Origin of the sequence: Candidatus Poriferisodalis sp., assembly GCF_965214215.1 — a bacterium.
Classification (GTDB): Bacteria; Actinomycetota; Acidimicrobiia; order Acidimicrobiales; family Poriferisodalaceae; genus Poriferisodalis.
On sequence record NZ_CBDCBD010000003.1, the window covers coordinates 1194456 to 1208138 of the forward strand.

At 66.4% G+C, this 13683-nt stretch carries 13 protein-coding genes and 1 pseudogene; 10 read left to right on the top strand and 4 right to left on the bottom strand.

From position 1 onward, the window contains the following. Positions 1 to 11: 11 nt before the first annotated feature. The 3 genes from ACOOF5_RS07795 (at position 12) to ACOOF5_RS07805 (ending at position 2228) form a co-directional block, all read left to right on the top strand. A complete protein-coding gene (locus tag ACOOF5_RS07795; protein ID WP_420437939.1) occupies positions 12 to 1655 on the top strand; it encodes a thiamine pyrophosphate-dependent enzyme in 1644 nt (547 codons plus the stop codon). A gap of 5 nt (positions 1656 to 1660) precedes the next feature. Beyond that, the gene (locus ACOOF5_RS07800; RefSeq protein WP_420437940.1) at positions 1661 to 1870 is read left to right on the top strand and encodes a hypothetical protein; all 210 of its coding nucleotides are present in this window, start codon (positions 1661 to 1663) and stop codon (positions 1868 to 1870) included. Positions 1871 to 1973: 103 nt separating this feature from the next. After that, positions 1974 to 2228, top strand: a complete 255-nt coding sequence (locus ACOOF5_RS07805; protein ID WP_420437941.1) for a hypothetical protein — start codon at positions 1974 to 1976, stop codon at positions 2226 to 2228. Between the two features lie 156 nt (positions 2229 to 2384). On the opposite strand, the gene ACOOF5_RS07810 is transcribed toward ACOOF5_RS07805, so the two are convergent. Beyond that, on the bottom strand, positions 2385 to 2903 hold the full coding sequence (locus ACOOF5_RS07810) for an RES domain-containing protein (RefSeq protein ID WP_420437942.1): 519 nt from the start codon (positions 2901 to 2903) through the stop codon (positions 2385 to 2387). Then, positions 2900 to 3520, bottom strand: a complete 621-nt coding sequence (locus tag ACOOF5_RS07815; RefSeq protein WP_420437943.1) for a hypothetical protein — start codon at positions 3518 to 3520, stop codon at positions 2900 to 2902. The genes ACOOF5_RS07810 and ACOOF5_RS07815 overlap by 4 nt, the downstream gene beginning before the upstream one ends. 271 nt (positions 3521 to 3791) lie before the next feature. Between ACOOF5_RS07815 and ACOOF5_RS07820 the strand changes: the two are divergent. From ACOOF5_RS07820 to sucD, 6 genes and pseudogenes are all read left to right on the top strand, one after another. Continuing rightward, positions 3792 to 3917: pseudogene (locus ACOOF5_RS07820) on the top strand (IS5/IS1182 family transposase); the annotation flags it as partial. Between the two features lie 1024 nt (positions 3918 to 4941). Further along, on the top strand, positions 4942 to 5322 hold the full coding sequence (locus ACOOF5_RS07825) for an RDD family protein (RefSeq protein WP_420437944.1): 381 nt from the start codon (positions 4942 to 4944) through the stop codon (positions 5320 to 5322). A 255-nt stretch (positions 5323 to 5577) separates the two neighbouring features. Beyond that, entirely contained in the window at positions 5578 to 6792 is a 1215-nt protein-coding gene (locus ACOOF5_RS07830; RefSeq protein ID WP_420440926.1) for a bifunctional ornithine acetyltransferase/N-acetylglutamate synthase, read from the top strand. 40 nt (positions 6793 to 6832) lie between these two features. Continuing rightward, complete coding sequence (locus ACOOF5_RS07835) at positions 6833 to 9196, top strand: ATP-dependent helicase (protein WP_420437945.1); 2364 nt, start codon at positions 6833 to 6835, stop codon at positions 9194 to 9196. A gap of 111 nt (positions 9197 to 9307) precedes the next feature. Further along, complete coding sequence (sucC, locus tag ACOOF5_RS07840) at positions 9308 to 10456, top strand: ADP-forming succinate--CoA ligase subunit beta (RefSeq protein ID WP_420437946.1); 1149 nt, start codon at positions 9308 to 9310, stop codon at positions 10454 to 10456. 159 nt (positions 10457 to 10615) lie between these two features. Then, positions 10616 to 11500: a succinate--CoA ligase subunit alpha gene (gene sucD / locus ACOOF5_RS07845; protein WP_420437947.1), complete on the top strand. Its 885-nt coding sequence runs from the start codon at positions 10616 to 10618 to the stop codon at positions 11498 to 11500. A 52-nt stretch (positions 11501 to 11552) separates the two neighbouring features. Here sucD and ACOOF5_RS07850 read toward each other — a convergent pair whose 3' ends face one another. After that, positions 11553 to 12764: a glycosyltransferase gene (locus tag ACOOF5_RS07850; protein WP_420437948.1), complete on the bottom strand. Its 1212-nt coding sequence runs from the start codon at positions 12762 to 12764 to the stop codon at positions 11553 to 11555. Positions 12765 to 12921: 157 nt separating this feature from the next. Here ACOOF5_RS07850 and ACOOF5_RS07855 point away from each other — a divergent pair, with 157 nt between their 5' ends. Beyond that, complete coding sequence (locus ACOOF5_RS07855) at positions 12922 to 13242, top strand: hypothetical protein (RefSeq protein WP_420437949.1); 321 nt, start codon at positions 12922 to 12924, stop codon at positions 13240 to 13242. Between the two features lie 5 nt (positions 13243 to 13247). Here the strand turns inward: ACOOF5_RS07855 and ACOOF5_RS07860 are convergent, their stop codons facing one another. After that, the gene (locus ACOOF5_RS07860) at positions 13248 to 13616 is read right to left on the bottom strand and encodes a hypothetical protein (protein WP_420437950.1); all 369 of its coding nucleotides are present in this window, start codon (positions 13614 to 13616) and stop codon (positions 13248 to 13250) included. Positions 13617 to 13683 lie beyond the last annotated feature (67 nt).

Below are 13683 nucleotides of genomic sequence, written 5' to 3' on the forward strand. Positions count from 1 at the left end.
CGGAGGGGCCCATGACGCAGACGGTTGCGAGCTTGGCGGTCGAGACGCTCATCGCGAACGGCATCGACAATCTGTACTGCTTGCCCGGGGTGCAGAACGACCCCTTCTTCAATGCGCTGTACGACCGGCGTGATGCCCTGGCACCGATACAAACGCGGCACGAGCAGGGTGCGGCCTACATGGCGCTCGGCGCGGCGCTGGCGACCGGCGAGCCGCAGGCGTTCTGCGTGGTGCCGGGGCCCGGCCTGCTGAACACCGCCGCTGCGCTCAGCACGGCGTACGCCACCAACGCGCCGGTGCTGGCGCTGGTGAGCGAAATCCCGTCTGCGGGGATCGGCAAGGGTTACGGCGCTCTCCACGAGCTGCCCGATCAGTTGGGCGTGCTGGAGCGGCTCACGCGGCATGCCGAACGCATCAGTGACGGTGCCGGTGCTCACGCCGTGCTCCGGCGTGCGATGACCGAGCTGCGCTCTGGGCGCCGCGGACCGGTCGGAGTGGAGGTTCCGACCGATATCTGGAGTGCGACCGTCGAATCCGCGCCCGATGATCTCGTTGCCCCGGCACGACCGGGCCCCGAGCCCGACCACGCAGCCGTCGCCGAGGCGGCGCAGCTCATGGCAGCTGCAGAGCGACCCATGATCGTCGTGGGCGGTGGCGCGCAGGAGTGCCCCGAGCACGTCACCCGACTCGCCGAGCGGCTGTCTGCGCCGGTCGTCGCCTTCCGAAGGGGGCGCGGTGTGGTGTCGTCGGATCACCCGATGAGCATCACCACGCCGACCGCCTACCAGCTCTGGCCGCGGGTCGATGTGGTGATCGGGCTGGGCACCCGGATGGCCATGCAGCAGTCAGTGTGGGGCGTCGACGACGAGCTCAAGATCGTCCATGTCGACATCGATGCCGATGAGATCGGCCGCTTCGGACCGCCGACAGTGGGCATCCATGCAGATCTCGCTGATGCGCTGCCGCTGCTCTCGGATGCACTCGGCACCACCCAGGCCGACCGTTCGGAGTGGCGCGCCGACCTCGAGCACGCTCGGGCCGGTGCCGAAGCCGCCACCGCCGCGGCGCTCGCGCCCCAGTACGGCTGGCTTGGCGCCATCCGGGCCGAGCTGCCGGGTGAAGGGATCTTCGTCGACGAGATGACCCAGTGCGGTTATGTGTCCTGGCTCGGGTACGACGTCTACCGGCCGAGAACGTTCCTCAGTGCGGGATACCAGGGGACGCTGGGTTACGGATTCGCCACGGCGCTGGGCGCAGCACATGCACGGCGCGACGTCCCGGTGCTGTCGATCATCGGCGACGGTGGGGCGCTGTTCACCCTCAACGAGCTGGCGACAGCGGTGCACCATCGGATCCCGCTGACGACGATCGTGTTCAACGACCACGCTTACGGCAACGTTCGCCGGATCCAGCGGGAGCGTTTCGATGGCCGGGTCATCGCCAGCGAGCTCACGAGCCCGGATTTCGTGAAGCTGGCCGACTCATTTGGTGTCCGGGCCATGCGGGCGACCACGCCCGACGAGTTGCGCCCGTGCCTGCGCGAAGCACTGGGCTCCGATGAGCCGGCCGTGATCGAGGTGCCCTTCGGCGAGGTGCCGTTCCCGTGGCCGCACATCATGCGGCCACCGATCCGGGGCCAGCAGCCAAGCGGGTAGAGCGCATGCCGTTCAACATCAGCTTCTACCAGGACCAGGTCATGGCTGACGGCGTCAGCGACATAGCGCTCGAACCGTTGCCGCGGGTCGTGTACGTGCGTGAAGCGAATGTGGTGCCCATCTTGAAGCCGCGGGTGTGGCCGTTGGTAGCAGGTCTGGCGACGGCCGCTGCGATCGTTGGTGCCGCGACGGATCGGACTGATCGTGTGGCGTAAACCAGATCGCAGTCCTGATCGACTCGGTCCCACATGGCGCGATGTTCGAGCGGCGTGGGACAAGCCCGAGTTCCGCAGGCGAGCCATTCGCTGGACTGTCGCCTTGGCAGCAGTTGCTTTGATCGTTTCCGCCATTGGTTCGATCCTTTGGGCAGAGGGGCCGCCCTTCGGTTCATGGGGCTTCCTTGCTGGCACCGCGGCTGGTGCCGTCGCGCTGATTGTGCTGGTGGTGAGGTTGATCGTGGGAAGCCTGTTGCCGTTCGAGATCGGACGAGGCATCTACCGGTGGGTGACGGAGAAACGGCGTCACCGAGCGTGGTCGAAGCAAGCGGCACAGCGCGACATGTTCATGAAGTGATGCATCGCCCCACCGAAATAGCCAACACGGCTCTTCCGGTCGCGACCTACGTCGCGCTCCGGCCGACGGGATCGGCGCGTGGCGAGCACCGCAGTCGTGCGCATGAAATGACGACTCAATTTGCTCGCGGACGCTGTGATGTGTCGCCGCGGTACCTCAGAAGTGGGCGACCTTTGCCAGCAGCGTTGTTTCGGGGCGGCCTTCGGCTGTGGCTGCCCATCCGACGAGATCGGGCCGGGATCCGAACAGGGCGATGACGTGGCCGTCGCGGTCGGGACCGGGCTGCGTTCCTTGATCCACCTGCCAGCCCCGCGCCTCTCCGGGCTGCAGCGCTGCGGAGGGAGCGATGAGGCCGTCGGTGTCGGCTCGGTGGGCACTTGCGAACCGGCTGCACGCCGGCCACGTCGTCGGGTCGCCAGTCATCGTCTCGGGTGGCAGGTCGGGCTGAAGCGACGGCGGGTCGCCGATCTCGACGGCCCAGAGAGCGCGTTGGATCGTGCCGATGTCGGCAGGGTCGCTGATCTCCTCATGGCGCAGGAATTCAGCCCACGCGCCGTCGGGTGTATCGCAGAAGTAATGGGTCAGGTCGCCTGTGTCGTTCCAGCGGCTGGCGGGCTGGGAGCTGTCTTCCCGCAGGAACGGAAGGCGTGGGTCGGTGTGGCGGAAGACGATCATGTCGCGGGCGATGACACCAGCGCGCTGGCAAGCTCGCGAACGCGCCGTGCTGCGGGGTCATCGGGGGACCACTGCGTGCCGAGCGCTTCGGCGGGAGCGGTGCCGTGCAGCTGCGATCGTGGCCGATCGAACCAGCGCCGGATGCCGATGTCGTTGTACGCGCCAGCCAGGTCGCCTACAACGAGCGCCAGAAAGTGCACGCGAGCGGCCACCGAGTCAGGGGTAGATCGCTCGCCCGAGCGATACCGCCGCGCGCTCGACTGGGAGATTCCAAGGAGCCGGACTGCCAGTTCGAGACCGAGGACTTCCACCAGCGCGGGCCACTCGTGCCTCGGCGCGGGCGACTGCTCCAGTGCGTCAATGATCTTGGTCACCAGTGCTCGAATCTGGGCGGGGTCGCCGGTTCGCAACTGTTCGAACTCGGCCACGAATGCCTCGCCGATGCCGGCCTTGGCCATCCCCGACCGAAGCTGTTCGAGCGCAGAGAAGTCCAGGCAGGTGACCGGCTCGCCCAACAGTCCCATTGCGTCAGCACGACTCAACGCCGCGGCCGTGTGAGGTGCCAGCCCGAGTTGGTCGAACGGACTGTCTACAGACTGCATTCGGAGATTTCTCACAGTCCAAAAGATATCCGACCAGTGGGATCAACGAGGACCCCGCCGACCCGAACCGTCAACGCGCCCGCTGGGTCTTGCATTTCGACGAGCCATTCACCGTGCCCGACAGCGACCGCTGAGCCTGCGGGCCTCTCCCGCCAACCCACCGCTCAGAATTGACGGAGCCTTAGAGGCCGCGCGGACAGGCGACCGTCCACCAGTCGTCGGGTTGGGCCCGCTGTGATGCGGGCTGCGCTCCGAACCGACGACATGGCGGAGGTGCCTGCACGTCATGCGCGCTCAGACGACCGCTGTGGTGGATGTGATCTGGGCGGCGGTCGAGCCGCTGTTGCCTCGGGCGCCGGATCGCCATCCGCTGGGCTGCCACCGGCCCCGGCTCAGCGACCGGCTGTGCTTGGGGGGATCATCTGGCGGCTGGTGCTGGGCTGCTCGTGGCAGTCCGTGGAGATCCTCTTGGACAACCAAGTGTCGGACACCACGCTGCGGTCCCGCCGCGACGAGTGGGTCGCCGCTGGGGCTGCGCTGGCGAGTCGAGCGCACCAACTCATGGCTGTCCAACTACGGGCAGCTCCGCCGCAACACCGACCGAAAACCCTCGCACCGCCTCGCCCAGCTCGCTCTCGCCGTCGCCCTGATCATCACCATCAAACTCATCGACCACCGCAACCGATGGCATTCCCACTGACCACCTATCCGCTAACGCTCTTATGAGAACGTCCCAGGCTGAATCACTGCGCTGGTATTGTCGGGCCGATAAAGCGTCAATTTGCAGCAGTCGGGTTCATGTTCGAGTCCCTACGATGCGCCGCCCAACATCCCGCCGGATTGTTCTTTGAAACTCGTCGAGATCGTCACTTATGTGTGGACTCCGCCCGTTATTCGGTGGGTTCCTAAGGTGGTGGGGTGGGCCTACAAGTGGGTCAAGGGTGTCGAGAAGAAATTCCCGATCACTCAGGAGGTCGCCGAGGAGGTAGAAGGGGGGGCTTGGGAGCCGGTCTCAGAGTGGGTGGAGCGATATTGGTGCCCATCTTGAAGCCGCGGGTGTGGCCGTTGGTAGCAGGTCTGGCGACGGCCACTGCGATCGTTGGTGCCCACTTTCTCCTGTTTCCGGAATCTGGCCGGCGAGTCCCCATTTTGCTTCTCGCATTGGCAGCGGCAGTAGCCCCCTTCGCCGACGCGCGGCGGGACCGCAGGCGATCCGAAGGCAATGACGATCGGGAGACGGCGAGCGGGTGGCAGCCGTGGGGCCGTGCCCGCAGCGAGGACGTGGTCCACCCTTGGCAACGTTGGCGCAGCGACGACACGTGATGAGCCTCAAACGCTTCGGACCGGGCTGCACCTGCAAGACGAGCGCCCGCGGGCAGCGCGGACATGCGTATGAGGTGCGGGCCTGAATGGAGTCGTCGGCGCCGTGGCCGCCCATGGGTCGATCTGAATCTGCTGCCATCTTGGATACGGCGACTCCGCTGCGTCGGTTCGCAGCGCTGCTAATCGACGGGTTGGTGAGTTCGCTGACGCTCGGAATCGGCTGGTTGATCTGGTTGGCGTTTGCGCTGCGCCGGGGCCAGACTCCCGGAAAGCAGGTTCTGGGCTTGGCCGCGGCACATGGCGACGGCAGCCAGTTCGGATGGGGCCGGACGTTGGCCAGAGAAGCGCTCAAGAACCTGTTCTGGTGCGTGACGTTTGGTGTCGACTTCCTCGTGGACGCTCTGCTGATTCTGCTAGGCGACGACGAGAGCCGCTCGGTGACCGACCGGCTCATCGGCAGCCGTGTGGTCAATCGTCGGGGGCCGAGCACCTGAGCCTCGTTACGCCCGCTGGTTGAGAGGCTGACTCCGTCCAGGGTCCACCCCGCTGGCGGACCCGCTCGTTGCCTTTGCGACGGGCCGCAGGGAAATGCAGCCATGGATCAACGTGCGGCCAGTACCTTTGCCGCACGCCGCGGCCGGGCCGCGAGCATGCCACAGGGGCTGATCATGACCTCAGCAGGGGCCAAGAACGCGGCTGCGTCGGTGAACTTGCCGGTCGGCTTTGCCTGTCACGTGGGCAACATCGGCATGAAAGACGACACGGACGACGTGGTGGTCCTCGCGGCCGATCGGTTGACGTCGGCAGCCGGTGTGTTCACCAAGAGCAGGTTCGCCGGCGCCAGCGTGCGCCTCAGCCAATCCAACGCAGCCGACGGGCACGCACAAGCGGTGGCGGTCGTGTCGAAGAACGCGAATGTGGCGACCGGGGAGCAGGGGGAGTGGGACGCAGCAAATCTCGCGCAGCGAGTCGCCGAGCTGGTGGGCTGCGAGCCCGACCAGGTGCTGGTGGGCTCCACCGGAGTGATCGGCGTGCCCTATCCCGAGGGGAAAGTCGACGCGTACTTCGGCCGGCTGGCTGGGGCTGCCGAGGGAACTGTCCCAATAGCCGAACGCACCGACGACCTGGTAGCTCGGCGTGGCGGGCCGACCGGCGTCGGCGACGTCGATGACCTGGATCACGGCGGTAGAAAAGGCCTGTGGACGACCGACGCGGCTGCTGCGGCTGCTGCGATCATGACCACCGACACGCATCCCAAGACGGCGAGTGCTTCGGCGGGCGCCGCCACGGTGGTGGGCATCGCCAAGGGCTCGGGGATGATCGAGCCCGACATGGCCACGATGATCTCGGTGATGACCACCGACGCCGAGATCGCACCTGACCGGCTTGACGCCATGCTGCGTCGGGTGTGCGATGTGACCTTCAATGCGCTCAGCGTGGACACCGACACTTCCACCAGCGACATGGTGGTGATGCTGGCGAACGGGGCAGCCGGTCCGGTTGACGAGGCTGAACTGGAAGCCGCGCTGGGTGCCGTCAGCTTGGACCTCACTCGCCAACTGGCATTCGACGGCGAGGGCGCTGAGACTCTCATCGTGGTGACCGTGAACGAAGCACGCGACGACGCACAGGCGAAGCGCGTCGCCAAGGCAATTGTGAACTCCCCGCTGGTGAAGACCGCCGTGCACGGCTGTGATCCCAACTGGGGCCGGGTCGCGATGGCGATCGGCAAGTGCAGCGACGAGACCGACATCGACCCCGAGCGCATCCGGATTCGATTCGGCGACCAAGAGGTGTACCCGACGCCTGCAACGCCCGAGGCCCTTGCGGAGCTTGAGGCATACCTGGCTTCGGACGAGGTGCTGATCTCGGTGGACCTGGGCATCGCAGATGGCTCGTTCACCGTGTACGGCTGCGACCTCACCGACCAGTACGTCCGCATCAACGCCGACTACACCACGTGAAGCGCCGCACACGACCCTCTTGGGCGATGAGCCTGCATCCATGAGCACTGGCGACGACCCGATCCTTGCGCCGCTGAACGCGGGCCAGCGGGCTGCGGTGCTGCACGGCGACGGCCCGGCGCTCGTGGTGGCCGGGGCCGGATCGGGCAAGACCCGCGTGCTGAGCCATCGCATCGCTTACCTGCTGGCGCACCTCAATATCAGCCCGTTCGGCCTGCTGGCGATCACCTTCACTAACAAGGCGGCGGGGGAGATGCGCGAGCGCATCGGCAGCCTCGTGGGCCCGGTGGCGCAGCGGATGTGGATCTCCACCTTCCACAGCGCCTGCGCCCGGATTCTGCGTAGCCACGCCGATGTGCTCGGCTACCCCGCCACGTTCAGCATCTATGACCAGGCCGACTCGCGGCGCCTCACCCGCTATGTGGTGCGCGACCTCGATTTGGACCCCAAGCGATACAACGAGCGCGCAGTCCACGCCGCGATCTCGACCATGAAGAATCAGCTCACGACGCCGACCCGCGCAGCTGAGCTGGTCGACTCGCCCGACGGCGGCGGCCCGTTCAACCGCGACGTGGCCCGGGTCTACTCCGAGTACCAGAAGCGGATGCGACGCGCGGGCGCCATGGATTTCGACGATTTGCTGATGCTGGGCGTGGAGCTGCTCACCACTCACGACGAGGTGGCCGAGCACTACCGGCAGCGCTTCTCGCACATCCTGGTCGACGAGTACCAAGACACCAATCTGGCGCAGGTGCGGTTGATCGGGTTGCTGAGCGGACCCGCCCAGAACGTATTCGTCGTCGGCGACTCCGACCAGTCGATCTACGCGTTCCGGGGCGCGGACGTCACCAACATCTTGGAGTTCGGCGCCACTTTCGATCACAGTTCGACCTACGTGCTGGACCAGAACTACCGCTCCAGCCAGGCGATCCTGGACGCTGCCAATTCGGTGATCCGCAACAACCTCGGACGGCCAACGAAGAACCTGTGGACCGACCAGTCCGGCGGTGCCAAGCCGATTAGCTACCGCGGAACCAATGAGGAAGACGAGGCGCGCTACATCTGCACGGAGCTGCGACGCCTCCACGGCGAGGGCCGGATCGACTGGTCCGACGCTGCGATCTTCTACCGGTCGAACGCCCAGTCACGCGTGATCGAAGAAGAGCTCGTTGCCAACGACGTGCCGTATCAGATCATCGGCGGCACCCGGTTCTATGACCGGCGCGAGATCAAGGATGCGCTGGCGTTCCTGCGTGCTGCGGTGAACCCGTCCGATGAGGTGTCGCTCAAGCGAGTTGTGAACCTGCCCGCCCGCGGCATCGGCGACCGCACGATCGCCAAGCTCGACGACGTGGCGGCGCGCGGCGATACCTCGCTGGCCGAAGTGATCGACGGGCTCGAATCGCTCGGCGTGCGGGGCACCGCCCGCGGTGGTCTGCTGCAGTTCCGCGAGCTGATGGGTCGTGCTCGGGCCCAGATTCCCAACGGTCCCGCTGCGGTGCTGGAAGTGGCACTGGCCGAATCGGGCTACGTGCAGGCGCTGCAGGACGAGGGGACGGTCGAGGCAGACGGTCGGCTGGAGCATCTCGAAGAGCTGGCGGGCGCCGCGGCCGACTTCGAGGACTGCGACGAGTTCCTCGAGCAGGTCTCGCTGGTGAGCGACGTCGACGCGATGACCGATGCCTCGCAGGTCTCACTGATGACGCTCCACTCCGCCAAGGGCCTCGAATTCGACCTCGTGTTCGTGACCGGCATGGAAGACGGCGTCTTCCCCCATCACCGCTCGATGACCGATTCCATCGAGCTCGAAGAGGAACGCCGCTTGGCCTACGTCGGCATCACCCGCGCTCGCAAGCAGCTGTACCTGACCCATGCGTGGAGCCGGATGCTGCACGGCCAGACCAGCTACAACCCGCCGAGCCGGTTCATCGGCGAGATCCCCTCCGAGCTGCTCGACGATCGCTCGCCTGACACCGGCCGCTACGGCTCGTCATGGCGGCCAGCGACGAGCGATTGGGGTGCCAATCGCCGCGCCAGCGAGCCCAGCGAATACAGCCAGCTCGACGAGGCAGAACTTGCTGTTTCCCAACAGCAGCGGGCCGACCCCGCTCGCCATGACGACAGCACCTCCAAGGGCCGCGAATCTCGTCGCGAGGAGGCCCGACGCCGGGTAGCAGCCCGGCTAGGGGAGCCCAAGCCGGCACCGAAGGCCGATCTTGGCTACGCCGTCGGCGATGACGTACTGCACGCCCGTTTCGGTGCCGGTGTTGTCCAGCAGGTGCGGCCCGACGGTGACGACTGGGAGGTCACCGTTCACTTCGCCGACGTCGGCACCAAGACGCTCGTCGCCAGCTTCGCCGACCTCCGCCGCCTGCGCTCCAGCGGCTCGGCACAGACGAACTAGCTTCCGAGGCAGCAGGGAAATCTGCGACGTTGTAACCGGCTGGATTGCTGGAGCGCAGGGCGCTGCCGCCTCCACAGCGGGCGCGCGGTCTTCGCTCCTATGCTCCCCGCCGTGGATCTCTTCGAGTATCAGGGCAAGCAGTTCTTCCAGGACTACGGCATGCCGGTATCCGACGGCGCAGTTGCCTTCAGCGTGGACGAAGCGGTAGCCGCCGCGGAGCGCCTGGGCACGCCGGTGATGGTCAAGGCGCAGGTGCACACCGGCGGGCGCGGCAAGGCAGGCGGCGTCAAATTCGCCGCCACTGTCGACGACGTGCGGACCCATGCCGCCAACATCTTGGGGCTCGACATCAACGGCCACATCGTGCAGCGACTGTGGATCGAGAAGGCGTCGGACATCTCCGAGGAGTACTACGCCAGCTTTACGCTGGATCGCTCAGCCAAGAAGCATCTCGGAATGCTGTCGGCTGAGGGCGGTGTGGAGATCGAGACGGTTGCCGCCGAGAATCCCGATGCCATCTCCAAGGTGCTCGTGGACCCAGCTGTTGGGCTCACCGCCGAGGCCGCTCGGGCTTGGGTGGAGGGCGCCAACCTCAACCCCGTCGCCACCGATCAGGCCGTCGAAATCCTCCAGCAGCTCTACACCGCCTACACCGAAGGCGACGCCGACCTAGTCGAGATCAACCCGCTGATCCTCACGCCCGACAATCGAGTGCACGTGCTCGACGCCAAGGTCACGCTGGATTCGAACGCAGTGTTCCGTCATAACGACTACGAGCAGTACGACGAGACCCAGCCGCGTGACGAGCGCGAGGAGGCCGCCCACGCCAAGGGGCTGCAGTATGTGGGCTTGGAGGGAAGCGTCGGCGTCATTGCCAACGGCGCCGGACTCGCCATGAGCACCGTCGACGTGGTGAACCAGGTGGGCGGCAAGCCCGCCAACTTCCTCGACATCGGCGGCGGCGCGAATGCCCAGGTGATGGCCAACGCGCTCGAGGTCATCAACAACGACCCCGATGTGCGGGCCATCTTCATCAACATCTTCGGTGGCATCACCCGCGGCGAGGAGGTGGCCAACGGCATCATCGGGGCGCTCGAAGCGGTCGACATCGAAGCACCGATCGTGCTGCGCCTCGACGGCACCAACGCCGCAGAGGGTCGCGAGATCCTCGCGCCTCACCTCAACGAGAAGCTCGTGATGGAACCGACCATGCTCGACGCTGCCCGTCGAGCCGTCGCGATGGCCGCGGCAGCGAGCTGAACGGGAGCTGCAGATGAGCATCACCCGAAGGGCAATTCGTTCAATCCAACGTGATGCGGCCGTGACGGCCGCGGCAAGGGCATGACGTGAGCATCCCCCGAAAGGCAATTCGTTCAATCAAACGTGATGCGGTCGCGACGGCCGCGGCGAGGGCATGACGTGAGCATCTTTGTCAATTCCGACACCAAGGTCGTCTACCAGGGACTCACCGGCTCGCAGGGCCGGTACTACGGCATGCTGAACCGCGACTACGGCACCAACGTGGTGGCGGGCACCAATCCCCGCAAGGCGGGCACCGACGTGGAAGGCGTGCCGGTATTCGCCAACTGCACCGAAGCAGTTGCAGCGACCGGCGCCGATGCCGCATGCATCTTCATTCCTGCGCCCGGGGTGTTCTCCGCTGTGATGGACGCCGCCGAGGCGGGCATCGAGTTCGTGGCGTGCATCACTGAGGGTGTGCCGGCGCACGATGAGGCCCGCTTTTTCAACATGCTGAAGCGCGACTTCCCCGGCGTCCGGCTGCTGGGGCCGAACTGCCCGGGCATCATCACGCCGGGGGAGTGCAACATCGGCATCACGGCGGGCCACATCGCCAAGCCCGGCGGCCCGGTGGGCATCGTCAGCCGGTCGGGCACGCTGACCTACCAGGCGCTCTATGAGCTCCAGCAGAAGGACATCGGCGTCACGACCTGCGTGGGCATCGGCGGCGACCCCGTGCCGGGCACGTCGTTCATCGACTGCCTCGAAGCCTTCGAAGCCGATCCCGACACCAAGGCCGTGATGATGATCGGCGAGATCGGCGGCTCGGCCGAGGAAGAGGCAGCCGAGTACATCAAGCACAACATGTCCAAGCCGGTGTCGAGCTATATCGCCGGCGTCACCGCGCCCCCGGGCAAGAAGATGGGCCATGCCGGCGCCATCGTGTCGGGCGGCAAAGGAACGGCAGCGGCCAAGATGGACGCGCTGCGCGACGCCGGCGTGCGCGTCGGGCTGAACCCGACCGAGGCTGGCGAGCTCATGGCAGAGATCGTCGCCGAGCTCTAAAGCGGGCGCTTCAGGGGCACCTTGCTTCGTCGGGCTCTTCGCTTCTCGACTGCTAAATCTCAGCGAGTTCGGCGTACAGGTCCATAAGCGTCGCCGCGTGGGCCTGCGGGCCGATTGGTGTTGGCGCGTTCGTGCTCGGAGCCCCGTGGTCGTTGTCCCGCCGCAGGGCATCAGCGAGTGCCTCTGCCAGTGCTTCGGCGTCGTCGGGCGGGACGAGGCGGCCGTTGGTGCCGTCATTGATGAATTGGGGAGCGGCGCCGACCGAGGTTGCCACGACCCAGCGGCCCGACGCCAGTGCCTCGGCGATGATCAGGCCGAAGCCTTCACGGCGGCTTGGAACGCACACCAGGCGGGCCCGCCGGTACCACTCGCCGATGTCGCCGGGCGAGACCGCGCCGGCGAACTGAACGGTCACGCCGCGCCGCACAGCCAGTGCTTGAAGCAGCGTCCGATCGGGACCGTCGCCGACAATGGCCACGTCGGGTCGTTCGTCCGGCGGCAGCAACGCCGCGGCCTCGATCAGCACGTCGAAGCCCTTCTCGGTCATCAAGCGGCCGATGGCGACGACGGGGCCGTCAGTGGGCGTCGGCGTCGTCGGCCCGACCCGGTCGGTGCCGACCGGCATCGATGCGACTCGCAGCAGCGGTCCGGCTCGGTGTGGGGCAGGCTCGGAGCTGGGCGGCGGGTGCAGGCCGCCAGGTCGCGGCACAAGCGAACTTGCCCAGTCGCGGAGGTCCTCCGACACAGCCACGACAGCACCGGCCCGGCGCAGCACTCGACGGGCCAGCCAACGGTGTACTGCACGGGTGGTGACCGCTGCGTCGGAACCGTGAATCTGGACCACGCTGGCGGTGGCCCGTCCCGCCGCGGCTGACCCAGCCACAGCGACGAGCCCGCAGGGGAACCACCAGTGACCGTGTATGACCGCGGCACGGTCGTCAGCGGCACGGTCACGCGCCTGGCGGGCCGCTGCCACCGTGAGTCTGGCAATCATCGGGATCACCCACAGCGCCGACAGACCCGAGAACACCCGGTAACTCTCGCCGAGCGCCACCCGGGCTTCGATGCGTCGCGGAGCGAAACGGACCCTGCGCACCTCGACCCCGCCGACCTCGTGGCGGCGTGCTGCGCCGGGGTGGGCAGGGCACACCACCGTCACATCTGCGCCAGCGACGGCTAGCGCACGAGCGTGATCAGCGAGAAACGGCTTGTGGTGATCATCGAGCGAGGTCGGAAACCCCGGCGTGACCAGCACCACTCGCACAGCCCCAGTCTGGCAAGCGATCCGCGCCACTACGGATCCGCGGTCAAAGATTGTTTGGCCACCAGACTGGGCTTCGGCTAGCTGAGGTACAAAAGCACTTAAATAAATTGAAAATGATTTAAATGATACGTTATCTGGCTGCTAGATTGGATGCTTGGTGAGTGCAGACGGATCCATCACAGACTCTCGAAGGTCAACGTCCAAAGGCGATTCGCGCGCGGTCTTGGAGTCGTGGCTGCCGACCGGACCTGCTGATGTGTCAGGCCTGCTTGCTGACTTGACGATGTTGACGGTCAATGGCGACTGGTCGCCGCTGACGCTTGAAGCGGCGCGCCTCGTGGGCGAGGCCACGTCCGCAGGCTGGGCGGACCACAGGCTGGTCGAGGCGCTTGGCGATGTTCTGGCGGCCGAAGCTCAGGGCGAACTTGACGAGCAACCGATCGAGCTTGCAGTCCCAGGAGCAAGCCCGCTCGGCTGAGTCATCTAGTTCGGGATTCCTGCCTTGGGGATCATGAACAGCCACCAAGCGAACTGCACAGGCACTGACGCCAGCGCGGCAAAGCGAACGGCACGGACGCGCAGGCGCCACCCGATCACGACGATCGCAACCATAGAAATCAGCACGACCGACCACGCTGCGATCGGGTTCGGCGGGTGCGGCTGGTCCCAATCCCCGACGAGCATCATGAAGACCACTCCCCCCGACAAGAACCACACGGCACCGCCGATCAACGCCCACGTGACGAAGTCTCCGAACTTCCCCCATCCGCCGGGATGCTGAGGTGGAACGTTCTCGGGCGGCGGTGCCGGCACTGGCCGCGCCCGCTGGAAACTTCGGTGACCGGTGCTCACTCGAACAGTTTGGCGGTGAGCCTGCTCGCTTGCTCGAGGCGTATCGGGTGAGGACTCGAGGTCTCGG